The following is a 24,166-nucleotide window of genomic DNA, read 5'->3' as shown; positions in this document are numbered from 1 at the left end:
TCCCTCATTTCTCCTCCTTTTCAATGCTGAGGATGGCATTTGTAAACAGCATGTAATCGCCCCTGTCCCGGACACGGACGATATTGTTGCTCCCCTTCAGGTACGGGCCGACATCCCTGGACTCGATCCCGACCTGCCTGAGCTCGTCGGAATCGAAACAGTCGATCCACTCCTTCCCGTTATACCCGGGAAAGATCGCAGAGATCAGGCTCTCCAGGAACCCGGGGAGGCTCCCGTCCGTATCCCTGTTGAACAGGACGACATTCTTTTCCGGGATATCCGACCTCGTATAACCGCCAGAAGGGGCAACAAGCTCGATCCTGGCGCTCTTCACGCTCCCCGTATCGACAGTGCCGTTGAAGACCGCAGTCGCGGTCGCCATCTCGGGGGTAATCCCGTAATCGCTGTAGAGCATGTCGCACCCCTCGTCCGCCCAGATCTGCACCAGGGGAGAAGACGGGCTCTCGTAGACAACGAGAAGCCCCATGCCCTCTATGACAAATGTGCTGTTGTCGGCCGCCGAATTTCCGGCAGTGACGGAAAAAGAATTCTCTCCCGCTCCGATGCCTGTCACCTCATACGAGTCCGTGCCTGAAAAGAAGTCATACGAGCTTACGAAGCCCTTGCTGTCGACATATCTCTCCGCCAGCGTAAATTCATGTGTGCCGGCCGGAGTCGCGGAAATGGAGATCGACGGGTATATCGCAGCCTTTTCGAGATTGCTCCATGCCCAGTATACGTACAGCCTTGAAAACACCGGCTCTGCATCTGAAGGTATCGCAATATCAAACGAAGCGTTGTAATAATTCCCCGGGTTCATCTGCCCGCTGTAGATGCTGTCCCCCGTTGAAAATACGTACCCTCCGTTCAGCTCGTCATAAAAAACCGGGGACAGGGGCTCGTCACCGGAATATGAAGCCGAGACAGTGCCGGTGAATATCAAAAAAAAGATAATCGCGGCTGAAGGCAGGAGGTTACGGGAACTCATATACTGCCTCGAAACTGTTGTTGCCTTCATCGAGTTCGTCCACCGAGCCCTCTTCATCGACTACAATCCGCACCTTATGGCTGCCGGGTGTCGTAAATATCGAAATCTCCACGCTCTCCGAATCTCCGCCGTCAATACCGTCTTCAAGAGTCGTATAAGCGGCCTTCTCGCCGTCGAGATAGACAGTCAGCGAGACTCCGGGATCGACTGCTCCGCCTTCGTTCAAAACCTCAACCGGCAGGACGTACTCACGGTATTCGAGGCCGGCGGCAAAGGACGGCTGTACCAGAACCGGGCATAAGACCAGCATGCACACAAGAGTCGCAGCCATTATCTTTCCGGGTTTTTTCCTCCTCCCCCACACTGCCGCCGCTCCGGCAGCACCCAGCACAGGGATCATGAAAAACGAAGGGCTCTGCTTTACGGCAGCCTCTCCGCTCTCTGCACTTACCGGGCTGGACACCTTAAGCGAGAGATCAGGCAGGTCTTCTATATTGCAGGCAAGCGAATATTCGTCGTTGGACGAGACGGAATCGGCCGGGGACTCCAGCTTCGCGGATATCTCGTGCTCTCCGCCTGTTGCAGCCCATTCGATGACGGCATAGCCCACCCCGGAGCTTCCGGTATCTGCGGTCGCAGTCCCGATCTTTTCGCCGTCGACATAGAACGCGACTACTGCCTGAGAACCCGTATTTTCCCCGTAATTCCTGACCTCGGCAGTCAGGGTCCCGGTTGCACCCGCGTACATATTGGCGGTTGTTATTCCTGCAATACCCATATCCTGCAGAAGCGAGGCCTTCTTCTTCTTCACGGAAAGGACAGCCAGGCATGGATGAATATAATCCTCCCCCTCGGAGATCGCGGATGACGGATCGATAACCCCGTCGCCGTTGCTGTCCCTCCCCCGCTCGAATACTACGGTATTCACATCCTTTACGTAATCCGTGACATCGAACGACTCCACATCTACATACCTGCTCTCCGTCCCGGAGCCTCCTTCGGCATCGAAGCAGATCTCATCGCCTATATCGGTAGCACCCTCCGGGTAATGGCTGGTGTCCGTCTCGGGCTGCCCGAGGTCATTCGAGTTGAAGGTCATATAATCCGGCTGGTACCTTGTCCCGGCAAGCAAAACGGTCGTGAGTTCGGCAGACTGCATCCCGGTGAGGTCTGCACCCGAGAAAGTATACGAGGAAGTATCATGAACCGTCGGGTTGCTCCCCGACCAGCCTTCCCCGTGGAGGTTCTCGTTTCCTTCGGCAATCCAGTACTGCGTGATATACCCGCTGTTGTCCCCGACAGCCGCAACGACGAAGACCGCATAGACCCTGCCGTCCATCCTGCTGCCCGATTCTCCGCGGCTAGTGTTCACGACCACCCGGTTTTCTCCGCTGTGAAGGAGATCCGTTGCATCCTGCGAGATCCAGTAGACCCCGTGGCCCGTGCAGTAGACATTCTCATTCATATCCTGCTCGCCGTAAAGCGAATATTTGAATATTTTAAGAGAATTTATCGAAATTTCAGCGGTTCCGGAGTATTTTTCCGTCCCACCCCATACCCCCGTATACACCTCCGCCCAGACAGGTTCGCCGGGGAGAGTGAACGAGCACGCAACCGGCGGCTCCGTGAGCCCGTAAGTACCGGCTGAATATATCGATCCTGCAACTTCCCCCTGGCTGGCAATATCCAGGGGTATTCCCTCAAAGTCATACAAAGCAAGACCTGGAGTAACAAAAAATAAGCATATTAACGCCAAACAAAGAGCCATACGGACTCGTAACTTGAATCGCCCCATAGTTGTATGTTAATACTAATTTGTAATTAATATTACCCGGTGATACCTTTTTGAGTTTTTATCATAAAAATTAGTATATCCGCCGGATTCCCAAAAAAACAAAGATTCTTCGAATATCGTTTTTAACGTGCGTAAACGTTCCGCAAGTTAGCAGTGCTTACCGAAGGCGAGGTGCAAAAATCCGGTGCGGGATCTCTGTTCCCGGCAATCGTCCGTTAAATCCGGCAGATCCCTGTAAACATTATTGGATTTATTCCCGGATTTTATAAATACCTATAACTTAACAGAGGAGATAAAATACTCTATGAAACCAGAGAAAAGAGACCTTAAATACAAAATAAACTGGCAGGACGCAAGAAAATCCATACTTGACGAGAGATTCAAAGGGCCGAAGCTCTCTTTCGATCCTAAAATAAAAGAGAAATCGGCCGCCGATTTTTCCAAAAAGATCTCAGAAGGCGACTTCGAATACGGAAGAAAAACCGCGGAGATCTTCGCCGGATTCCTTGAGCCGTCATATGAAGTCCTGGAGATCGGCCCCGGTCCGGGAACGGTGACGGTCCCGTTGTCCAAACTTGTAAAAAGCATAACTTCAATCGACCTTTCACTCAGGAACATCGAATTTCTCAGGAAAAACCTGACGGAGAAAGGATGCACGAATGTCGAAGTGATAAACAAAAACTGGCTCAGAATGGACGATTACGAACTGGAGAACAGCTACGATCTCGTATTCTGCTCGCACTTCCTCTGGATGATCCCCGACCTTGAAGAGCATATAAACAAGATGGAAAACGCCTCCAGGAGATACTGCGCCATAGTCCAGCCCGCGGGAAGGGACAAACTTGTAAAAGATGTATTCACCGTGATCACCGGACAGGAGTACGGCGGTGAATTCGAACCCGATGCCGATTATTTCGCATATGTCATCATCAGGCAATGGGGAAGACTGCCGAATGTCAGCCACTTTTCATACTCGAACACGATGACAATAGACGAAAAAGTCAGGTCCATCGCATCCTTTATCGGTCGTTTTGTTGAGGTCGACAAAGAAAGGGTGGAAAAGATTCGGGAATTGGTCGCCCCGCATGCAGAAGACGGCATATTCAGGGAGACGATGAATGCCGTCGTAATGTGGTGGGAGATCTAAGAATCCAAAACAAATCACTTTTTTTAGGCCGGTATCCCGGTTTTTACCCGATTTATTGCGAATAACCGGGCGACAAAATTTTTCATCGTTAGCAAGAGATAAAAAATATAAAATTATGAATGTCTATTAACCATAATTCAAAAATATTATCCAAAATTTAAAAGAGTGATATAAAATCTGAAAACTTTTTCAGATATAATAAAAAAATTTTATTACTGGTAAGCACAAGTCCTTAATTCAACAAAGTGTTTCATGGTGATTGAAAAATGTCTAAAAAAATCGTCTTATTATCAGTATTACTGGTATTAATGGCATTAACAGCCATTTTTGCAGGGTGTACTAGTGACGGCAGCACAGCAGGTGAAACACCGGGCGGTTCAACGGTCTCAGAGACCGTCACTATTACCGATGCGCTCGGAAGAGAGGTTACGGTCCCGAAAAATCCGGAATCCGTAGTTTGTTCTGGTTCGGGATGTCTCAGGTACCTGACGTATTTACAGGCTGAAGACAAGATCGTCGGTGTCGACGACATTGAGACTGAAGAAACAAAGTTCGATGCGAGACCCTACGCACTTGCAAACCCGCAGTTCAGGGAATACCCGCTGATCGGTGAATTCCGGGGAGCTGACGACCCCGAGAAGATCATTGCATGCAACCCCGATGTAATATTCAAAACATATGTTACATCCGCATCGGATGCCGATGAACTACAGGATAAGACAGGAATTCCTGTAGTCGCCCTCAACTACGGTGATCTCGGAGTTAACAGGGCTGACATGTACCAGGCTCTCACCCTGATGGGAGAGGTCATGGGCAAAGAGGATCGTGCAAAAGATATAATCGGTTTCTTCAACAGCAGCATCGCAGACCTCAACGCTCGTACCGAATCCGTAGCCGAAGATGCCAAGATCAGCACCTATATAGGTGGAATCGCATACAGGGGACCACATGGCTTCCAGTCAACTGAACCATCGTACCCGCCTTTCATGTTCGTAGATGCCTATAACGTAGCCGGAGAGATGGGAACGGAGCATGCAGACGTTGCAAAGGAGAAGATAATAGAGTGGAACCCCGACGTACTCTTCGTTGATCTCTCGACGCTCCAGACCACACCCTCGGCAATAGATGAATTGCAGACAGACGAGTCATACCAGACTCTCGATGCAGTGAAATCGGATGAAGTCTACGGAGTTCTGCCATACAACTGGTACACATCAAACCACGGCTCCGTTATTGCCGATGCCTATTATATCGGAACGATACTCTATCCTGAACAGTTCTCCGATATCGATCCTGCAGCAAAGGCAGACGAGATCTACACTTTCCTTGTAGGCGAGCCAGTCTTCGATGAGATGAACATCGCCTTCAACAACACTGCATTTACAAGAATCGCAGTCTAAATCAAATCTTTTTTTATAGTAGTAAACAAAAACCGGCCCGGGATAGACGATTACGAACCGGGGAACAGTTATTACCTTGTATTCCACTCACATTTCATCCGGATGCAGATTATTTTGCATATCAGTATCCGGGAGTGGGGAAGACTCCCGAATACCAGTCACTTTTCATACTCCAATATGATGAAAATCGACAAAATTCTTTATCGTTAACAAGAGATAACAAATATAAAATTATGAATATCTATTAACCATAATTCAAAGATGTTATCCAAAATTTAAAAGAATAATATAAAGTATGAAAACTTTTTCAGACACAAAAAAATATTTTTATTACAGGTAAGCACAAGTCTTTAATTCAACAAAGTGTCTCATGGTGATTGAAAAATGTCTAAAAAAATCGTCTTATTATCAGTATTACTGGTATTAATGGCAGTAACAGCCTTTTTTGCAGGGTGCACAGGTACCGACAGCACCGCAGGTGAAACATCAGGCGGCTCCGCTGTCTCAGAGACCGTCACTATTACCGATGCGCTCGGAAGAGAGGTTACAGTTCCTAAAAACCCTGAATCGGTTGTATGCTCCGGTTCAGGAACTCTCAGACTCCTGACATACCTGGAGGCACAGGACAAGATAGTCGGTGTCGACGATATCGAGATCGAAGAACAGCAACTTGAAGGAAGACCTTATGCGATAGCGAATACCCAGTTCAAGAATTATCCGCTGATAGGTGAGTACCGCGGAGCCGATGATCCCGAGAAGATTATCGCGTGCAACCCAGAAGTCATATTCAAATCCAATCCTACGTCCGCAAGTGAAATCGACGAACTCCAGGATAAGACAGGAATACCGGTAGTTGCGCTTACATACGGAAGTCTTAGTGTAGAAAGATCAGACCTGTACCAGTCCCTTACCATAATGGGAGAGGTCATGGGCAAAGAGGATCGTGCAAAAGATGTGATCGAGTTCTTCAACAGCAGCATCGCGGACCTCAACGGCCGCACCGAATCCGTTGCAGAAGATGACAAGATCAGCACCTATGTCGGCGGAATCTCATACAGGGGACCGCATGGTTTCCAGTCGACAGAACCATCGTACCCGCCCTTCATATTCGTAAACGCCTATAATGTCGCCGGGGAGATGGGAACGGAGCATGCAGACGTTGCAAAGGAGAAGATAATAGAGTGGAACCCCGAAGTCCTGTTTGTCGATCTCGGAACCTTACAGACAACACCCTCCGCAATCGATGAACTGAAGACAGACGAGTCATACCAGACTCTTGACGCCGTAAAATCCGACAAAGTCTACGGGGTGCTCCCTTACAATTACTACGCCTCCAACTACGGATCGGTCCTTGCGGATGCATACTATGTAGGATCAGTTCTTTATCCCGACCAGTTCGCCGATATTGATCCTGCCGAAAAGGCGGATGAGATCTACACGTTCCTCGTAGGAGAACCTGTATTCGACGAACTTAACGCATATTACGATAATCTTGGCTTTACACAGATAAAACTCTAATTTTTTTCAGGAGGGTGGTGGAGATACATCTTAACGGCGGGGAAATCCCGGAAAATTACAGCAGATACATTGGAAAGAAGATCACTTTCATCATAGCGGGAATAGTCCTCCTGTTCATCCTCCTGATAATCTCGATATCAGTCGGTGCCGTAGGAATACCGCCTCTTGAAGTTGCGCAGACCCTCTTCGGAGCGAATCTCAGTACCCAGTGGGACACGATCATCTGGAACATAAGATTCCCCCAGGCGATCTCCGCTATAATCGCAGGTGCCGCGCTTGCAGTCGCCGGCGTAGCGATGCAGTCGATCCTCAGGAATCCCCTCGGATCTCCGTACACCCTGGGTATATCGAATGCTGCAGCATTCGGTGCGGCATTCTCTGTTATTGTTCTCGGAACCGGTACCATGCACAGCACGGGTGCCGATGCGGTCGTAATCGACAATCCATACATTACGACAATAATCGCCTTCATCTTTGCGATGATCGCCACAGGAGTAATACTTCTTCTGTCAAAAATCCGGGGTGCTTCTCCCGAGATCATGGTCCTCGCCGGAGTTGCGATAGGATCGCTTTTTACAGCCGGAACCATGTTCCTGCAGTACTTTGCCGATGACACCCAGCTTGCAGCTGTGGTATTCTGGAGCTTCGGTGATGTTGCAAGAGCTCACGGAACCGAACTGATTCTCATGGGCGTTGCAACGGTCATCTGTTCGATCTACTTTGTCATGAACATGTGGAATTACAATGCAATTGACGCAGGCGACGAAACGGCGAAAGGCCTCGGCGTCAATGTTGAGAGAGTCCGTCTCGTCGGGATGATTGTTGCATCGTTCCTCTCGGCAATCGTCATCTCCTTCCTCGGAGTAATCGGATTCGTCGGCCTTGTATGCCCACATATGGCAAGAAGAATTGTCGGTGACGATCACAGGTTCCTGATACCGGCAACGATCGTATTCGGCGGGGTGCTTCTCCTTGCATCCGACACCGCGGCCAGGCTCATCCTCGCACCGCATGTCCTCCCCGTTGCGATTCTTACCGCGTTCCTCGGTGCGCCGGTTTTCATATACCTGCTGTTGAAGGGGTATAAGAGATGATATTGAGTATAAACGGAATTGAATTCAGCTACAGAAGCAGGGACGTTTTAAGAGACGTCTCCTTCGATGTCCAGCCAAATGAAATAATGACAATCCTCGGGCCGAACGGTGTCGGAAAGACGACTCTGCTGAAATGCATAAACAAGATCCACCACCCGAAGGCCGGTTCCATTCTGATAGAGGACGAGGATATCATGAAGATGGACCTTCTCAATGTAGCGAGGAGAGTCGGCTATGTCCCCCAGCACTGCGAAAAGGGGCGTCTTACGGCCTATGACGCAATACTCCTCGGCAGGAGGCCGCATATCACCTGGAATACAAGTGACAACGATCTGAAGATCGTCGATGCGGCTATCAAACGCCTTCGTATGGAGGACCTTGCCATGAGATATATCGACGAGATGAGCGGCGGAGAGCTACAGAAGGTAAGTGTCGCAAGAGCCCTCGTCCAGGAGCCCAAACTCATGCTTCTCGACGAGCCTACGAGCAGCCTCGATCTTAAGAACCAGCAGGAGATACTGAGAATAATAAAGGCGGTCGTAAGAGGCCACTCGGTCTCCGCCGTGATGACAATGCACGACATCAATACGGCGCTTCGGTTCTCGGACAAGTTCGTCCTTCTCAAGGACGGACAGATCTACGCCGCAGGCGGGCCCGAGATTATAACCCCGGAATCGATACGGGAGGTCTACGATGTCGACGTCCATGTTGAGAACTTTAAAAACAGCCCGATAGTAATCCCTGTCTGAACAGATCGGCCTAACCTTTATCAACTCTTTTCAGAATACATTTCTCCACTTAAAGGACCAGGTTCATGTTCACACTCCCCGAATTCTTTGTGCTTTCATTCCTGATCGGCCTGACCGGCGCCCTCGTTCCCGGCCCGACCCTTGTCGCGACGATCAACGAATCCCTGAAGTCCGGGTGGACCGCAGGGCCGAGGGTCACGTCGGGACACATTGCAATAGAGCTTGCAATAGCAATAGCCGTTATATTCGGAATTTCCGCCGTTCTTTCCGAATATACAAGCGAAATAGCGGTTGCCGGGGGTGCCGTACTCGTAATATTCGGGCTGATGAACATACTCTCGTCGCGAAATATAAAGATAGGGAGAAGCGGAAGCGTTCAGCCCGGAACAGCACCTTTTCTTGCGGGAATCATAACATCGGCTACGAACCCCTACTTCTGGATCTGGTGGCTCACTACAGGGGCCGGCTTTCTTCTCGAAGGGCTGAAGGGGGGAATCATATTCGCCGCTGCATTTATGATCGGGCACTGGTTCTCGGACCTCGGGTGGTTCACCTTCGTATCTGCAGGAGTCTCCAAAGGAAAGAACGTTATGCCAGAGAGAATGTACAGGGGCATAATATTCGCATGCGGGATATTCCTTATAGGATTCGGGCTGTGGTTCATCTCCGGAACTCTCGGATAAAGAACGAACTCTATTCAATCGTATAACCCTGGGGTTAAATGAGATAATCCACAGTATTTTCTTCATTTATATACCCCGCAGGCAATCTATTGATCAGAGTGTTAGGGAGTTGCCCAGACTCCCGTCCCATGGCACTACCGATAAAGAAAACAACTCATACTACTCCAACCCCCCAAAAGAAGAGGAATTCCACCTGAAACCTCTAAACTCATACAACCTCCAACAATTCCTTCGAGAGGCGGCAGACCCGAAGAGGGTAAATGCCCCTTTTAATTCAATTTTCAACAAAGATCAAAAGTAATAAATTTCAATTTTAGAGCCTGCCGGTTCACGAAGGGCTTCATTCAATCGTATAACCCGGGGGTTAAATGAAATAATCCACTGTATTTCCTTCATTTATATACCCTGCAGACAATCTATTGATCAGAGTGTTAAAGGAGCGCCCAGACTTCCTTCGATGACACTACCGATAAAGAAAACAACTCATAAACTTCAAACCTCCGAAGAAAAGTGAAATTCCACCTAAAAACCTCAAAATCATACAAACCCCCCAATAATTCCTCCGAAAGACGGCAGACCCGAAAAGGGTAAACGCCTCTTTTAGTTCAGATTTTACGAATACTTCGCCCAAAAAAGCAATCTTTCTGGTTTTCAGTTCTTTAAACGCCGGATCACGAATCCCCGCCGGTCGCCTGCCTTATCATGTCTATAAGCTCGGTCTCGCGAACGGGCTTTATAAGATAGCCTACCGGTTCGGTCTCAAACGCCTTCTCCTTCATGTTGACATCGGAATATGCCGTAACGTAGATCACCTTAATGTGAATATCGTTAAGGAGCATCTTTGCAACATCAATGCCGTTTAAGCTTCCTTTTATGTTGATATCCATAAGCACGATATCCGGCTTCTTCTCTTCAACCGCATCAAGAGCCTTCTCCCCCCTGTCGACTCTTCCAACCACTTTGTAGCCTTTCCCGTTCAGGACCTGCTCCATGTCCATCGCAATTATGGCGTCATCTTCAACAATCAGTATCTTTACGGGATCATCCGCACTTCTTTCAACATCCCCGCTCATACAAAACCCTACTTTCCAAACGCAATCTCAAATACAACACCATGACCGGGGTGAATCTCAATAATTCCACCGAGCTGATCCTCAACAAGCCTCCTTATAATCATGATGCCGGTCGATTCCGGCGATTCAAGGTTCATACCCGGAGGAAAACCCCTGCCGTTGTCCGCATAACTGAACCTGTAGATGCCGTCGTCTTCCCCGAGAGAGACCGAGATCTCCCCGGCCGCACCTTCAGGAAATGCATGCATATAGGAGTTCATCAAAAGTTCATTTATTATGAACCCGCAGTACACCGCCTCGTCAAGATAGAGGTCAACGTCTATCGCATCGGTTTTAACAACGATATTTCCCTTGCCTATACCAAGCCCCTCAACAAGATCCGCCGAAAGCTCCCTGATATAATCCTCCACCTTAAGTATGTAACCGGACTCAGACAAGCCGAGGTTCTCATGAACGAGGGCAAGCGCCTGTATACGTCTCTGCGTCGAGGCAAGAACACCTACCGCCTCGGGATTGCGGAGCTTTCCCGACTGTATGTTCAGGAGGCTGTTCACTACGGCAAGATTGCTCCTGACCCTCATATGGACCTCCTCGAGCATCCTCTCCTTTACCAGGAGAGTCTTTTTTATCTGGCTGATATCCTCGATTATAACCGTAAGACCAGGGCTTCCCTCGTCGAAAACGGTCGGGATAAACTTTATCCTGTAGAAGTATTCGCCTGAACCGTCCCCCCACTCCATCTCCGAGGAGCTGCTGTCAGATTTAAAACTGTTTACAATCTCTTTATAAACACCCGGGTCCGTGACTACCGGTATACCTGATCCGGCAATCTTCATCTTGATTATGTCCCTGAACTCGCTTCCTGTAAGGCTGAGAAACGATTCGTTTGCCACCACTATCTCCATATTGCGGTTCAGAACAACTATGGCATCGGAGGAGTAGTCGAGCATGGCAGATATCGGAACACGCTTGGAGAGAAAATAGACCTTTGCGACACCGATGCTCCGAAGTTCGACATGGCCGGAGATCAGAAGCATGTTCAGGTATTTCGAGACTGAGTTGCGGTTGAGCTTCAGGGCACGGGAAATATCCGTAATACTGAGTCCCCTCGGTTCGTCCTTCAGAAGTTCAAGAACCCTGGACAGTTCCCTCTTACTCTCCTCAATCTGCACATCCATGAATAATCGTTTGATCTTTTTATTTATTAGGACATAACAATTCCCATAACGAATACATAAACGGATAATTACATGCATCAACCCGGATCGGCTGGGACCCACTTTAAACATACAGAGTTGCAGTAAACATTTTTGCCCGGAAACAGAAACGATATAGAATAATGTTGGAAGCCATCGTAGCAGGATTATCTTTTGCAGGTTTTCTGGGATTCCTGCTCCCTCTGCCATATAAAAAATGGTTTGCGGCGGTCGGCTGGACCGCACTCGTAGGGATTCTCTTCGCGAACTTTCCGCAATACTTTGCAGAGAACAACATAATTTATCCCCTGATCGCATTTCTTGCGCTTCCGGCACTCTGGGTTACGGTAAAAAAACTTAACGAGGAGAACGGCGTCGTCTTCTGCATGACGAGGGCGGCGGCAATCGGATTCCTGGTCTTCGCCCCGTTCGCCTATATAGAGCCGCTCGGGGACTGGCTTATCGGGGTGAATATATCTATACTCGAATCCATCTTCGGCTTCATCGGCTTCAGCTACACCCTTGCCGAATGGAACCTCTTTATGCATGACATCTACAGCGTACGGATTATACTCGGGTGCACTGGGATACAGGCGATGGCTCTCATGCTCGGGATAGCCTGGTCTGTCCCGTCTACAATCCGGCAGAAGGCTCTCACATTTGCAGTCATCGTCCCCGTCATCTTCATAATGAACCTGATCAGGAACCTCTTCGTGATCATCGCGTATTCGGAGCAGTGGTTTCCGTTCCTGCCATGGATCGCATCAAACGGTGAATTGGGCTACGAGAGCTATTTCTGGTCGCATAATATAATATCCGAGTTCGGCCTCTCGCTCCTGACCGTAATAATTGTCGGCCTCGCGATGATCACGATTATCCCGGACCTCAAGGCGTTTTTCATAGACCTTCTCAGGTTGTATAATGCAGAGTTCAGGAAGATGCTCGGTAAACCGACAAAATAACCGGTCCTTCAGAACTAAAAAAAAGAGACAGGATCTACAGGCAAAGAAGGAACCTGAAGACGATCCCTCCTGCAGCAAGAAGAACCAGGCTTAAAATTACGGCTGATATTATTGTCGCAGCCCGGACCGCGTCTCTTATATCCGCTCCGGCCTCTTTGAGGCTTCTCTTTTTATCCCCGATAACGTAGACCCCGGGTTTTATGAACGCAATACCGCACCCGCCGGCGATGAGCGACATCGTCACGCCCCCGTTAGGGCCGGCCCTTTTTTTCCTGTCGCGTTTCAGGACGGCCCGTGCATCGCCCAGGCTCCCTTTTACTGCAAACCATATGACAAGGGAAAGCCCGGCGAGCCTTGCAGGAATGAAGTTCAGGAGATCGTCGAGCCTCGCCGGGAACCACCCGATCTTTATCCTCTCGTCCCTGTAGCCGAGCATGGCATCCATAGTATTCGAGGCCCTGAAGAAGGCCGCACCGCCGAGACCTAAGAGGGAGTAGTAGAAGAGCGGGGATACTATCGAATCGGTAAGGTTCTCGGACATGGACTCGTATGCGGCGGAGAGAACCTCCTCTTCGGAGAGCGAATCCGGGTCCCTCGAAACGAGCATTCCGACCTCGCTCCTGCCGTCTCCGTCCAGCGAGAGGGCCTTCTCCACGTTTGCGACATGCTCCTCGAGGCATCTCCATGCAAGACAGATCTTGAGAAGAAACGGTGCGGCGACAATTGCAGCCCAAACCGGCAGGTAAAAATCGAGGATAAAAAACGGCAGTGAAAATAAAACCGCGGTAAGGATGCCCATGAAAAATCCCGCAAATCTCCTGATTTTTTCAGGATAGACTGCAGGCCTACCCCACCAACCGATAAATCTGCCAAGCCAGGCGACCGGATGGTACCTGTTCGGCGGATCCCCCGCGACCCTGTCTGCAAGGAGAGAGAGCCAGATTATGAGGACCGGAAGAACCATCCGATAACAACACCGGCTGTAAGAAGAACCATCGGAACAATTACGGGAATTAATCCCGGATAGAAAAATCCGGACGCATAAGAGATCCACGCGAGGACGGCACAGAGAATTACCAGGGTGTCTTTACCGGATATTATACTCTTTTTCTCCTCGATATCCGGGATCTCCTCCATTCCCTCGGGAAGCTCGATCTCCTGATCGTGGACGTTCACCGTCAGCTCCTCTTTAACTGTTCCATATCCTGTAATTATCTCGATACGGAAACTTCCGGGGGGCGCCACGGAGAGAATAGGTATCCTGAGAACGAGATTGTCGTCAACATACAGGTTTTCATGAATGAAATGGGTAAATCTCTTTCCGTTTATTGTCGAAACCGTCAGATGCAGGGGGGCGCCGTGATTTATCATCTTCAGCACAAGAGATTCCCCCACCTCGGCATCAGCCGATTCGGGCATCTCTATTGAGTTTATTCCCTTCCTGTTCAGGCGGATATGTACCGACATATTAATTCCCTTATTTTGTGTCTTTATTTATTTTGCGGAAGAAGGTTCGGGATTCCGCCCGAGATCGGATAGTCAACGCCGCATTTTTGACAGCGGAGAGTCCCCTCTATGACATCCTCTTCACCGCTCTCAAGAACGGTCTTCTCAACGACCTTCAGTTCGAGATCGCCTTTGCATACGGGACAGCAAAGGATCTCGTAGGTTGACATCTTCATAACGCTGCTCCTTATCTTATATCGATAATCTGGTTCATCTCCGGCCCTGTCGAGATCAGCTTTACAGGTGCGCCAATATCCTTTTCAGCCTGTTTTATGAACTCAAGAGCCTTTTCGGTAAGCTGGCTGTACTCCGTCGCACCGTAGCACTCGGGATCGATGTGATCGATACCCGTTATCGCCGCAATTGTGCACCCGTTGACCATGGCCGAGTATCTTGCCATCGCCCCGTCCCAGCACCCGATACGCCTCTCTCTGTGGGTTACGGTTCCGAACTCCTGGATTCCAAGCTTCATCGATTCTTCTTTCGACATCTCCGTTCCGAAAGGCCCTGCCCCGACCCTTGTGGGGTATGCCTTGAAGACCACTATTACGTCGTCGATCCTCGTGGGGCCTACACCGTTGTCCGCGGCAATCTGCGACGCAGATGTGTCCTTGCTCGTGACAAACGGGTATGTTCCGAAATAGAGCGATATTCCGAATCCCTGGGTTCCTTCGAGGAGAACGTTTTCGCCCCTGTCAAGTGCGGAGTTGATCTCGTAGGATGCGTCTATCAGGTACTTCTGAAGCTCAGGGATATCCTTCGCCTGCTTTGCGACCCTGTTCACCCTCGCGACATTTGCAGGGCCGCAGCCTGTTCCGGTGGACCCGATTGTCTTTGAAAGGTGCTCGTTGCCCTTGTCCTGTTTTATGTGCTCTTCCTCGATTATGCTGCACCTTTTGTCGATAAAGACCCTGTCGTCGACATCGAGCATTTCAATCTCCTTTTTGAGGACATTCGGATCGACAAGAACGCCGCTGCCGATCATAAGTCTTGCTTTGGGGTATACGAACCCGGAAGGTATCATCCTGATTCCGTACTCCTTATCCCCGACCTGAACGGTATGTCCCGCATTGGGGCCTACCCCGCCTCTGGAAATTATTGAGGGTTTATCTTCATGTGCAACGTGGGCAACGATTTTGCCCTTGCCTTCATCTCCAAAAAAGCCACCGACTATTATTATACAGCTCATTTATGTTTCATTAATGATGAGGTCAGCATTCGACATAAAGGTATCATGATTAAACCGACCCCGTGTTCAGGAGATGTGCCCGTGATACTTTATGAAGTTAAATTAACAAAAAAATACAGACCAACCCTTTAAGAAAGAATAAATAAAAACATTTTCTAAGAAGATTTAAAGAATATAGTCTCGGGATTATGGGGAATGCTTTGTGAGGAATTTGTTTAATAAAGCTATTTTCCGGTTTTTTTTAGAAGGGGAGCCGTATCCATGAAAAAATCCCTTCTAATCAATAATACAATCCTCTTTTCCACCCTTCTTATATTCGTAATCTCATTACAGATGCTTTCGATGGGTATAACATTTGTTTTTCCTCATCTTTTCTATATCCCGATACTCATCTCTGCATACTACTATCCAAAAAAAGGAATATATGCTGCAGCAGGGATCTCTCTTTTTTATGTAATTCCGGTTATATTCTTCTTTTCCGGAGATATAATCGTCATCTTTTCAGCCCTCATCAGGATGCTGATGTTCATTGTCATAGCAGCACTTGTATCATATCTTGTAGAGAGAAGCCTCGGGAACCAGGAAGAAAACGAGCATCTCATGGAATTCCAGAATAGAATCATCGAAAACCCCCGGGTCATGGTCACGGTATCGGACAGTGAAAACCAGATAATCATATGGAATAAAGGTGCCGAGAACATAACGGGCTACCCGAAGAGTGAGGTTCTCGGCAGATCTGATATCTGGAGACAAATCCTCTCCGACAATGAAGACATTGAAGAGTTAAAATCCCGCATCAGGAAAATAAAATCAAACTTGGGCAATATTGACGGAATTCCCCTCCCGCTGGTCAGGAAAGACGGAGAAATACGTTATGTTGTCGTCTCGCTTCAGGCAATGAATTCAAAACAGGAGGACATTTCGAAGATCCTCGGTATTGCCGTAGACATAACCGAAAACAGGCGGCTCGAAGCCGAGAACAGGGCCGCCCTGAACCAGATCGAAAACAACGTCTCAAAGATGTACATCCTGAACGACCAGATCAGGAACCCGCTTGCCATCATCCTCGGCCAGATCGAGATCAACCAAAGCACCTCAAGGCAGATAATCTGTGAGCAGGTTATCCAGATCAACGACATCATCTCCCAGCTCGACCGCGATTCAATCGAATCGACCAAAATTATAGATTACCTGAGAAAACATTACGGCTTTTTTAATGAAGAGCAATAGTTCCGGATATTGTTGAGCCGGCACCCCGGTTTTATGTTACAGCATGACACCTTCACCTGTTAATTTTATATGTCCAAAAACAAAAATATATATTATGTATAAACGAATACATGTTTATGCCTGCCTCTTACATACACACCACTCCCCATATAGATAATTTCCATAGAGAACGGGAAGACGATCCCGGAACGATAATGTTCGATATGCATGTCCATTCCACGTATTCGAACGATTCGATAATCGATATCAGGACAATCGTCGGCTCCTGGAAGAAGACAGGGATCCTCCCGCTGGTATGCGACCATGACAGCATCACCGGATCGGAGAAGGTCTACTCCGAGATCAGGAGAACAGACCCGGACATCCCTCTCATCCTGGCGGAGGAGATACTTACGGCAGACGGCGAGATCATCGGGGCCTTCCTGAACGAGGAGATAGCCCCCGGCCTCTCCGCCGAAGAGACGCTCGACCTGATAGAGGAACAGGGTGCGATCTCGATCGTCCCGCATCCGTTCTGCACTTTCCGTTCCACGGCCATAGACAACGGGGCCTTAAACAGAATTGCGGAAAGAATCGATATAATTGAGGGCTACAATGCGAGAACACCTGATGCAGGCGAGAACCGGATGGGGCAGGTCTTTGCCGGAAGATTCGGCAAACCCGTATCCGTCGGTTCGGATGCCCATACACCTGTAGAGCTTGCAACAAATTATATCAGGATAAACCCGTTCTCGACCCCTGCGGAGCTCTTCAGGAGTCTGCCCGGGGGCACGGTTCATTTCAGCCCCGCTCCGCAGGAGGTCCACGAGTTTACGATAATGTTCAAAAAACTCAGGCGTGAATGCGGCATTGCCGGCCTCCAGGGCAATATCGAAACCCTTCTTCAAAATGCGGGAATCTTATACCCCTGAATATGCTTTTTACCACCCGGTATAATATAACGGGCAGATCTTCCAAACCCTTTTTTGCAGATCAAACACCTCATTAATTAGTGAATGCCATGAAATTACCCCATATAGCAGCAGCGGTGCTGCTCATCATAGGATTTCTGTTCCTGGTAACGGCAGGATTCCTTGGAGAATGGTTCTGGTTCGGGAGCACCGGTTACCAGGAGGTCTTTTTAACAATAATCCTGGCAAGGATCTCCCTTTTTGCAGCTGCTTTTCTGATTTTCTTCGCCTTTTCCTTCATAAACGCATGGTTTGCCGCAAAGACCGCATCGGGGGGTGCAGTCAAAAACCGCGGAAATCTCTGGATCGCCGGTGCACTTGCTGGGCTAGCCGGACTTCTGGCCGCCCTGTGGGTGTCGTCCTCATGGGAAACAATTCTGAAATATATCAGCCAGGTTCCTTTTTCACTTGAAGACCCGGTGTTCGGGCTGGACATAGGATTCTATATATTTTCCCTTCCTTTCTATTCGCTTGCAACGTCCTTTGCAATCGGCCTTCTCGTGTTCTCGATACTCCTTTCGGCACTATCGTATCTGCTGAAGGAAGACTGGATCAGCTTCAGCGAGAGCGGACAGATCTTTATCAAGGCGGGGGAAGCGGGGCCTGACTGGTCCGGCCTCCTGAAAAGGTTTCTCCCCCAGTTAAACCTGCTCCTCTTTCTTCTGTTTGCCGCAATAGCCGCAAAGCTCTGGCTTGCAAGATACGATCTTCTCTTTAACCGTTCCGGAGCGGTATTCGGTGCAGGGTACACCGATGTCCATGTCACACTGCCTGTCCTGACCCTGCTTACGGCAGTCGCCCTTGTAATAGGCATCGGGTTCCTCGTGAACGAGAGACTGAAGAGCCTCTCGGTCATCAAGTACGGAATTGCGGCCTTCATCGCAATAGCTGTGGTCGGGCTCCTCGCATCCTTTGCAGTCCAGGGCCTGATCGTCCAGCCGAACGAGCTCAATCTTGAAAAACAGTACCTCGAAAACAATATCGAATATACCCTTAAAGCCTACGGCCTCTCCGACGCGGAAGAGACTCCCTTCAATGTCAGTTACGACCTGACGGCACAGGATATCGAGGACAACAGGCTGACCGCCGAAAATATCAGGCTGTGGGACTGGCGGCCTCTTAAGAGCACCTACGAACAGCTCCAGTTATTCAGGACATACTACGCATTCAACGACGTTGATGTCGACAGATATGAAATCAACGGCAGTTACAAGGAAGTCCTGATATCAGCAAGGGAGATGGACACCGGAAGCCTCTCCTCCACCGCCCAGACATGGGTCAACACCCACCTGGTCTATACCCACGGCTACGGCGTCGTGATGACGCCCGTGGACGAGGTAACATCTGAGGGGCTCCCTGAGTTCTACATAAAGGACATACCCCCTTCATCCGAATATATCGAAATTGACCAGCCTCGAATCTACTTCGGAGAGATGACAAACCAGTACATCATCACCGATACCGACACCGAAGAGCTTGACTACCCGTCAGGTGAGGCTAACGTCTATACGTCATATTCTGGAGACACAGGCGTAAAACTCTCCGGAATCATCAACAGGCTGATCTACGGCATAAAATTCGGGTCGTTAGAGCTGGTCGTCTCGGGATCGATCAATGACGAGAGCAGGATACTGATGCACAGGAACATAGTGGACCGTGCCTCTGCGATCGCACCGTTCCTGTCGTACGACAACGACCCCTATGTCGTGGTCGCCGACGGTAAATTGTACTGGATAATCGATGCCTACACTTCTTCGGATATGTACCCCTACTCGGAGCCAGTCGGGGCCTCGTTCATAAACGGGTATAAAACAAGCTATCTAAGAAACAGTGTAAAGACGGTTGTCGATGCGTATACCGGCGAAGTGACCTACTACGTGATAGACCCGGACGATCCTGTAATAGGCACCTACAGGAAGATCTTCCCCGAACTCTTCAGGGACTTTTCAGATATGCCCGAAGAGCTTAAGGATCACATCAGGTATGCACAGGGCCTTTTCGAGATACAGGCGGACAGGTACGCAACATACCATATGAAGGACCCTGTGGTCTTCTATAACAGGGAGGACGAATGGGTGATCCCTGACGAGGTCTACAGGGAGGACAGGGAGCAGATGCAACCGTATTACGTTATTATGAAGCTCCCGAAGGAGGACTCCGAGGAGTTCATACTCATGCTCCCGTTCACACCGATTGGAAAGGAGAACATGATCGGCTGGATGGCGGGCCGCTCCGATACTCCGGATTACGGCGACCTTATAGTATACCAGTTCTCAAAACAGGAGCTGACCTACGGCCCGATGCAGATTGAGGCGAGGATCGACCAGGATACGGAGATCTCGCAGGCCATCACGCTATGGTCGCAGTCAGGGTCGTCGGTCCTGAGAGGAAACACGCTGGTAATCCCGATCGAGAACTCGATCCTGTATGTAGAGCCGCTCTACCTGCAGGCCACCGAAAGAGGCACGCTCCCGCAGCTGAAGCGTGTGATAGTCGCATACGACGACCGCCTGACGATGCAGAACACACTCGAAGAGGCCCTGGGCGTCATATTCGGCGGAGCGGTAGCACAGGAAGCAGCCGATGCTGCTGAAAGCGGAGGTGCAGGCACTGTAGTAACGGCGGACTCCGAACTGCTGCAGAAGATTGCAGCTCTATATTACAAGGCACAGGATGCTCTTGCCAATGGAGATCTCGGAGAGTACCAGTATTATATTGAGGAGATTGGAAAGATTGTGACGGGTACTGCATAAAACCAGTATCCTCTACACAATCTCTATACTTGAAAGTACTAAAGAAATGATAACAATACCTTCATCTCCTGTCCATTTATGAGAAGGAAAAACCAATTCATTCGGATTTGTTTTGAGATCGAACGGATTAGATGCGTTTTTCCAATGGAAACAAAGGGGTCCTTGCCGATAAAGGGGTAACAATACCCGCGCCACTAAAGAGGGAATAAATTATTGCTTTTTTGTATGTACAAAGATGCCCCGGATGCGCGGATTTGAGAAATAATTAACAGGATATATATTATCAAACAATTGTCTGACACTGGGTTTATTATAGTGGAATTGTTTTTTTTCCAGTGGAAACAAAGGGGTCTTGTGGTCTTACAAATCCCAAGGATCGTATGAATCCACCTTCAGGGATACACCCGAAAAAAAGAGGACTTAAAGTTTTCCAATGAACTCTTCGATCCTTGCAACAGCAGTCAGCAAATCGTCCCTAGAGACAGCATAGCTGCATCTCAGGTGCCCCTCACCCGACGGGCCGAAGACACTTCCCGGGACAACAGCCACATGATGCTCCTTCAAGAGCCTCTCGGCAAAAACCTCGTCTGACAGCCCCGTATCCTTCACCGACGGGAATGCATAGAACGCACCTTTAGGCATATGGCAGGGCAGGCCGGCACGGTTGACGGAGTTTACAAAGAGGTTCCTTCTCACGTGATACTCGTTTACCATCGCCTTACATGAATCCCAGCTGTTTTTCAGGGCCTCTATCGCGGCGTACTGGGCACCTGTAGGTGCGGAGAGCATGACGTACTGATGAATCTTCAGTGCTGCACTGCAGATCTCCTCCGGTGCACACAGGTAACCGACCCTCCAGCCGGTCATCGAGAAGGCCTTCGAGAACCCGTTGATGGTAATGGTCCTCTCACGGAGGCCTTCCACCGAAGCGGCGGAGGCGGGCTCTCCTTCATAGGTCAGCTCGTTATATATCTCGTCCGATATCAGGAGAAGGTCATGGTCGACGATGATATCAGATATCGCCTTATAGTCGGCCCTGCTCATCACACCCCCGGAGGGGTTGTTCGGGAAGTTGCAGAGAAGAACCTTCGACTTCGGGGTTATCTTCTCCATTAAGGAATCCGGTGTCAGCCTGAAACCGTCCTTCTCGAGGCAGGGAACATGGACGGGAATTCCCCCGGAGAGCATTACGCCGGAGGTGTATGCTATATATGCCGGCTCCGCCACGAGGACTTCGTCACCTGGATTTACCACAGATCTTATCGCTATGTCGAGAGCCTCGGAGGCCCCGGTAGTTATCATTATCTCGTTCTTCGGGGAGTAGTCCGTACCGAAGCGGTCGAAAAGATACCGCGATATCAGGCTCCGGAGTTCGGGCAGGCCGCTGTTCGACGTATATGCGGTCTGTCCCTGCTCGATCGAGCGAATCGCAGCCTCCCGTACATTCCACGGAGTGTCATAGTCAGGCTCCCCGACGCCGAGGGAGATTATATCCTCCATCTCCTGGGCTATATCGAAAAATTTCCTGATACCCGAAGGCGGGATCGCCTTGACTCTGTCCGAACGAAAATCTCTCATCCGCATGTACTCCTAAAATGTATAAGGAAGCCTCTCACGGCCTTTTTTTTCGAATATCTCGAAACCATTCTCCTTGTACGTCTTCATGATGAGGATCGTTGCGGTCTCCTTTATATGCTCCATCGGGGCGATCTGTTCGGATACGAACCTCGTCACCTCGTGGATGTCCTTTCCGACGACGAGCATCGAGAAGTCATATGCCCCGCTAATCAGCCTTAGGGACCTCACCTGAGGGTGGTGTGCGATCCTCTCCGCTATCTTGTCGTACCCGAAGTCTCTCTCCGGGGTCACCTTCAGTTCAAGGATTGCGGCAACATAGCCGTCCCCTGCCTTCTCCCAGTCGATATTTGCGGAATAACTCCTGATTATTCCTTCCTCTTCCATTCTCTGAACGCGTTTCCTGACTCCTTCCTCGTCAAGATCGAGCATGTCGGCGAGGACGGAGCCAGCTGTACGGCAGTCCTCTTCAAGGAGCTTTAAAAGCATTCGATCTTTTTCATCCATTGGATTCACCGGTACCCGGGGCATCGGGCACAATTAATGCCGCCGGTTAACTGATATAGGAATGTCTTGGTTTCATTTATCTTAAGAGTGCCCTGTACCGGCTGAGATCCATCTTAGCAAGATCTTCTTCGATAAAACGATCGTCCTTGAAGATCGTCTCCTTTATGCCGGCTGTTCCGGTGGAAAACCACATCTCCTTGGTCCTTCCGTAACGGCCCCTTGAGACTACGCGGGAGTTAATGACGCCGAGCATTGTAAGCTCCGAGATCAGGTCCGCTATTCTCCTGTGGGTGAGAACGTCGAGATCGATCACGTGAGCGACGTCCCGGTATACCTGGGCGACTTCACCGGTCGTAAAAAGCTGTTTGTTGAGGTCCACAAGAAGGAGCATCGAGTAAAGCACGGCCTTGCTCTGGGTCGGAAGGGACGAGATGCATACGATCATGCTGTCGGTCTCGATCTTCTGCTGGGCCATCTTTACATTCATCTCCGAGACCTTCTGCGAGTTCTCGCGTTCGGCAAGTTCGCCCGAGATTCTGAGTAGATCGAGAGCTCGTCTCGCATCCCCGTGCTCTTGTGCCGCAAGAGCGGCGCAAAGCGGAATGACTCCGTCATCAAGGACTTTCTCCATGAAGGCCACATCTGCCCTCTGCTGGAGGATATCGCACAGCTGCGGTGCGTTGTAGGGCGGGAACACAAGTTCTTCTTCGGAAAGGGAGGACAGAACGCGGGGGTCGAGGAAGTTAGTGAACCTCAGATCGTTGGATATACCGATCATGCTGATCTTTGCATTTTTCAGTTCTGAATTGAACCTCGTGAGATTGTAGAGGGTCTCATCCCCGCTCTTTTTTACAAGCTTGTCTATCTCGTCAAGGACTATGACATTGACTCCACCCATTGCTTCAACAAGATTCCTGAGTTCGGCGTACACCTGGTCGGTGGGCCACCCGGTCATCGGGATACTTGTCCTCGGCTTGTCGCTGGGTTTGTTGTCGATATTTTCAAGTTCATTGGCGATCTGAGCTAGAACCCTGTACTGTGTGTCGATGAGTTCGCAGTTAAGGTGAATGACGTTGCATGCCTTGCCCATCTCCCTGCATGCGCTTTCGAGCTCCGAGCCGACATATTTCACGGAAGCAGTCTTCCCGGTTCCCGTTTTGCCGTAAATAAGGATGTTGGAGGGGGTTTCGTTTCTTATTGCCGGTGCAAGTATGGATGCGATTGAGTCGATCTGATCTTTTCTGTGCGGCAATGTATGAGGCCTGTGTGAGTGCCTCAATACTTCCCTGTTCTTAAAAATTCCTTTATTATTTAGATATTTATCAAAAAGACCGCCGGCAAGACGCCGGACCGGTTTATCTGAAGAAACCTGAGCCGATTCATTTTCCATCTATTGACAAACCCTCCCCTCAAGAGTAACATGATTATTACAGTTATTTATGCAGGCTCCGCCCTGTGCCCAAAACAAAATGAAACCTGTTTTGAATTTATTCAGTTATCAGTTGGTGCAGTGTAAACAGCTGCTCTTCCACTCGATCACTGTGACGAATATACAATTGACTTCTACTGTTTAATAATCCCTTTGCTTATGAGATGTAAACTGAACGATTTTGAAGTTTTATTGTAAACAACTGAAATATTATTTACCAGATACCCGGACCCCTTTATTTCCATTGGAAAGTTTTTGTACATGGCGGGTAACATTTGGGAAATACCGGTTTTCAGCGATTTTTCCTTTTGAAAAATTCTTCCCTCAAATTAATAAAAACCTTAAATTCTACATTCTCATTAGGTTTATGGAAATTATAGAAGCTGTTCTTTTTTTAATTTTTATTTAATGTTATATATTTT

General features: G+C 49.3%; 21 protein-coding genes. 10 read left to right on the top strand and 11 right to left on the bottom strand.

Annotated elements, in window-relative coordinates; all coding sequences use genetic code 11:
• Positions 1–4: 4 nt before the first annotated feature.
• Positions 5–1,045 carry a DUF3344 domain-containing protein gene (locus MPET_RS00105; protein WP_225353829.1) on the bottom strand — a complete coding sequence of 347 codons (1,041 nt, stop codon included), beginning with the start codon at positions 1,043–1,045 and terminating at the stop codon, positions 5–7.
• The gene (locus MPET_RS00100; RefSeq protein WP_048130411.1) at positions 975–2,702 is read right to left on the bottom strand and encodes a DUF3344 domain-containing protein; all 1,728 of its coding nucleotides are present in this window, start codon (positions 2,700–2,702) and stop codon (positions 975–977) included. The genes MPET_RS00105 and MPET_RS00100 overlap by 71 nt, the downstream gene beginning before the upstream one ends.
• Before the next feature lie 385 nt (positions 2,703–3,087).
• On the opposite strand from MPET_RS00100, the gene MPET_RS00095 reads away from it, so the two are divergent.
• The 6 genes from MPET_RS00095 to MPET_RS00070 all read left to right on the top strand — a co-directional run bounded on the left by MPET_RS00095 (position 3,088) and on the right by MPET_RS00070 (position 9,374).
• On the top strand, positions 3,088–3,930 hold the full coding sequence (locus MPET_RS00095) for a class I SAM-dependent methyltransferase (protein ID WP_013327979.1): 843 nt from the start codon (positions 3,088–3,090) through the stop codon (positions 3,928–3,930).
• Positions 3,931–4,196: 266 nt separating this feature from the next.
• Positions 4,197–5,330: an iron ABC transporter substrate-binding protein gene (locus MPET_RS00090; RefSeq protein WP_048130409.1), complete on the top strand. Its 1,134-nt coding sequence runs from the start codon at positions 4,197–4,199 to the stop codon at positions 5,328–5,330.
• Between the two features lie 384 nt (positions 5,331–5,714).
• On the top strand, positions 5,715–6,848 hold the full coding sequence (locus MPET_RS00085; RefSeq protein WP_048130407.1) for an iron ABC transporter substrate-binding protein: 1,134 nt from the start codon (positions 5,715–5,717) through the stop codon (positions 6,846–6,848).
• A 23-nt stretch (positions 6,849–6,871) separates the two neighbouring features.
• A complete protein-coding gene (locus tag MPET_RS00080; protein ID WP_048130893.1) occupies positions 6,872–7,942 on the top strand; it encodes a FecCD family ABC transporter permease in 1,071 nt (356 codons plus the stop codon).
• Positions 7,939–8,691, top strand: coding sequence for an ABC transporter ATP-binding protein (locus tag MPET_RS00075; RefSeq protein ID WP_013327975.1), 753 nt, complete (start codon positions 7,939–7,941; stop codon positions 8,689–8,691). Before MPET_RS00080 ends, MPET_RS00075 begins: the two co-directional genes overlap by 4 nt.
• 65 nt (positions 8,692–8,756) lie before the next feature.
• Positions 8,757–9,374, top strand: coding sequence for a LysE family translocator (locus MPET_RS00070; protein ID WP_013327974.1), 618 nt, complete (start codon positions 8,757–8,759; stop codon positions 9,372–9,374).
• Positions 9,375–10,045: 671 nt separating this feature from the next.
• On the opposite strand, the gene MPET_RS00065 is transcribed toward MPET_RS00070, so the two are convergent.
• On the bottom strand, positions 10,046–10,447 hold the full coding sequence (locus tag MPET_RS00065; RefSeq protein WP_013327973.1) for a response regulator: 402 nt from the start codon (positions 10,445–10,447) through the stop codon (positions 10,046–10,048).
• Between the two features lie 8 nt (positions 10,448–10,455).
• Complete coding sequence (locus tag MPET_RS00060; protein ID WP_013327972.1) at positions 10,456–11,625, bottom strand: sensor histidine kinase; 1,170 nt, start codon at positions 11,623–11,625, stop codon at positions 10,456–10,458.
• A 161-nt stretch (positions 11,626–11,786) separates the two neighbouring features.
• On the opposite strand from MPET_RS00060, the gene artA reads away from it, so the two are divergent.
• Entirely contained in the window at positions 11,787–12,605 is an 819-nt protein-coding gene (gene artA / locus MPET_RS00055) for an archaeosortase A (RefSeq protein WP_013327971.1), read from the top strand.
• A 34-nt stretch (positions 12,606–12,639) separates the two neighbouring features.
• Here artA and cbiB read toward each other — a convergent pair whose 3' ends face one another.
• Genes cbiB through MPET_RS00035 form a run of 4 tightly spaced genes read right to left on the bottom strand, consistent with a single transcriptional unit; the run spans position 12,640 to position 15,300 of the window.
• Complete coding sequence (cbiB, locus tag MPET_RS00050) at positions 12,640–13,569, bottom strand: adenosylcobinamide-phosphate synthase CbiB (protein WP_013327970.1); 930 nt, start codon at positions 13,567–13,569, stop codon at positions 12,640–12,642.
• Positions 13,548–14,072 carry a DUF7524 family protein gene (locus MPET_RS00045; RefSeq protein WP_013327969.1) on the bottom strand — a complete coding sequence of 175 codons (525 nt, stop codon included), beginning with the start codon at positions 14,070–14,072 and terminating at the stop codon, positions 13,548–13,550. Before MPET_RS00045 ends, cbiB begins: the two co-directional genes overlap by 22 nt.
• A 23-nt stretch (positions 14,073–14,095) precedes the next feature.
• Positions 14,096–14,287, bottom strand: coding sequence for a methytransferase partner Trm112 (locus tag MPET_RS00040; protein WP_013327968.1), 192 nt, complete (start codon positions 14,285–14,287; stop codon positions 14,096–14,098).
• 11 nt (positions 14,288–14,298) lie between these two features.
• On the bottom strand, positions 14,299–15,300 hold the full coding sequence (locus tag MPET_RS00035) for an adenylosuccinate synthetase (protein WP_013327967.1): 1,002 nt from the start codon (positions 15,298–15,300) through the stop codon (positions 14,299–14,301).
• A gap of 261 nt (positions 15,301–15,561) precedes the next feature.
• Here MPET_RS00035 and MPET_RS00030 point away from each other — a divergent pair, with 261 nt between their 5' ends.
• From MPET_RS00030 to MPET_RS00020, 3 genes are all read left to right on the top strand, one after another.
• Positions 15,562–16,530, top strand: coding sequence for a PAS domain S-box protein (locus tag MPET_RS00030; RefSeq protein WP_013327966.1), 969 nt, complete (start codon positions 15,562–15,564; stop codon positions 16,528–16,530).
• Between the two features lie 116 nt (positions 16,531–16,646).
• Positions 16,647–17,441 (top strand): PHP domain-containing protein, encoded by a 795-nt coding sequence (locus MPET_RS00025; RefSeq protein WP_013327965.1) that lies wholly within the window; start codon positions 16,647–16,649, stop codon positions 17,439–17,441.
• An 89-nt stretch (positions 17,442–17,530) separates the two neighbouring features.
• Positions 17,531–20,233 carry a UPF0182 family membrane protein gene (locus MPET_RS00020; protein WP_013327964.1) on the top strand — a complete coding sequence of 901 codons (2,703 nt, stop codon included), beginning with the start codon at positions 17,531–17,533 and terminating at the stop codon, positions 20,231–20,233.
• Positions 20,234–20,653: 420 nt separating this feature from the next.
• On the opposite strand, the gene MPET_RS00015 is transcribed toward MPET_RS00020, so the two are convergent.
• From MPET_RS00015 to MPET_RS00005, 3 genes are all read right to left on the bottom strand, one after another.
• Positions 20,654–21,811: an aminotransferase class I/II-fold pyridoxal phosphate-dependent enzyme gene (locus MPET_RS00015; RefSeq protein WP_013327963.1), complete on the bottom strand. Its 1,158-nt coding sequence runs from the start codon at positions 21,809–21,811 to the stop codon at positions 20,654–20,656.
• 12 nt (positions 21,812–21,823) lie between these two features.
• Positions 21,824–22,315, bottom strand: coding sequence for an Lrp/AsnC family transcriptional regulator (locus tag MPET_RS00010; protein WP_048130405.1), 492 nt, complete (start codon positions 22,313–22,315; stop codon positions 21,824–21,826).
• A gap of 76 nt (positions 22,316–22,391) precedes the next feature.
• Positions 22,392–23,705, bottom strand: coding sequence for an ORC1-type DNA replication protein (locus MPET_RS00005; protein WP_013327961.1), 1,314 nt, complete (start codon positions 23,703–23,705; stop codon positions 22,392–22,394).
• Between the last annotated feature and the right edge of the window lie 461 nt (positions 23,706–24,166).

The organism is Methanolacinia petrolearia DSM 11571 (assembly GCF_000147875.1).
Taxonomy (GTDB): domain Archaea; phylum Halobacteriota; class Methanomicrobia; order Methanomicrobiales; family Methanomicrobiaceae; genus Methanolacinia; species Methanolacinia petrolearia.
The sequence above is the reverse complement of the archived record's forward strand: the minus strand, read 5'-3'. Positions and strand labels throughout refer to the sequence as shown.

What these genes read in the sequence shown, in the direction of transcription:
- artA (WP_013327971.1), top strand. Translation starts at nt 11,787, where the DNA reads ATGTTGGAAGCCATCGTAGCAGGATTATCTTTTGCAGGTTTTCTGGGA.
- cbiB (WP_013327970.1), bottom strand. Translation starts at nt 13,569, where the DNA reads ATGGTTCTTCCGGTCCTCATAATCTGGCTCTCTCTCCTTGCAGACAGG.
- MPET_RS00060 (WP_013327972.1), bottom strand. Translation starts at nt 11,625, where the DNA reads ATGGATGTGCAGATTGAGGAGAGTAAGAGGGAACTGTCCAGGGTTCTT.
- MPET_RS00030 (WP_013327966.1), top strand. Translation starts at nt 15,562, where the DNA reads ATGAAAAAATCCCTTCTAATCAATAATACAATCCTCTTTTCCACCCTT.
- MPET_RS00020 (WP_013327964.1), top strand. Translation starts at nt 17,531, where the DNA reads ATGAAATTACCCCATATAGCAGCAGCGGTGCTGCTCATCATAGGATTT.
- MPET_RS00070 (WP_013327974.1), top strand. Translation starts at nt 8,757, where the DNA reads ATGTTCACACTCCCCGAATTCTTTGTGCTTTCATTCCTGATCGGCCTG.
- MPET_RS00015 (WP_013327963.1), bottom strand. Translation starts at nt 21,811, where the DNA reads ATGAGAGATTTTCGTTCGGACAGAGTCAAGGCGATCCCGCCTTCGGGT.
- MPET_RS00085 (WP_048130407.1), top strand. Translation starts at nt 5,715, where the DNA reads ATGTCTAAAAAAATCGTCTTATTATCAGTATTACTGGTATTAATGGCA.
- MPET_RS00090 (WP_048130409.1), top strand. Translation starts at nt 4,197, where the DNA reads ATGTCTAAAAAAATCGTCTTATTATCAGTATTACTGGTATTAATGGCA.
- MPET_RS00065 (WP_013327973.1), bottom strand. Translation starts at nt 10,447, where the DNA reads ATGAGCGGGGATGTTGAAAGAAGTGCGGATGATCCCGTAAAGATACTG.
- MPET_RS00095 (WP_013327979.1), top strand. Translation starts at nt 3,088, where the DNA reads ATGAAACCAGAGAAAAGAGACCTTAAATACAAAATAAACTGGCAGGAC.
- MPET_RS00075 (WP_013327975.1), top strand. Translation starts at nt 7,939, where the DNA reads ATGATATTGAGTATAAACGGAATTGAATTCAGCTACAGAAGCAGGGAC.
- MPET_RS00105 (WP_225353829.1), bottom strand. Translation starts at nt 1,045, where the DNA reads ATGAAGAGGGCTCGGTGGACGAACTCGATGAAGGCAACAACAGTTTCG.
- MPET_RS00005 (WP_013327961.1), bottom strand. Translation starts at nt 23,705, where the DNA reads ATGGAAAATGAATCGGCTCAGGTTTCTTCAGATAAACCGGTCCGGCGT.
- MPET_RS00025 (WP_013327965.1), top strand. Translation starts at nt 16,647, where the DNA reads ATGCCTGCCTCTTACATACACACCACTCCCCATATAGATAATTTCCAT.
- MPET_RS00010 (WP_048130405.1), bottom strand. Translation starts at nt 22,315, where the DNA reads ATGGATGAAAAAGATCGAATGCTTTTAAAGCTCCTTGAAGAGGACTGC.
- MPET_RS00040 (WP_013327968.1), bottom strand. Translation starts at nt 14,287, where the DNA reads ATGAAGATGTCAACCTACGAGATCCTTTGCTGTCCCGTATGCAAAGGC.
- MPET_RS00045 (WP_013327969.1), bottom strand. Translation starts at nt 14,072, where the DNA reads ATGTCGGTACATATCCGCCTGAACAGGAAGGGAATAAACTCAATAGAG.
- MPET_RS00035 (WP_013327967.1), bottom strand. Translation starts at nt 15,300, where the DNA reads ATGAGCTGTATAATAATAGTCGGTGGCTTTTTTGGAGATGAAGGCAAG.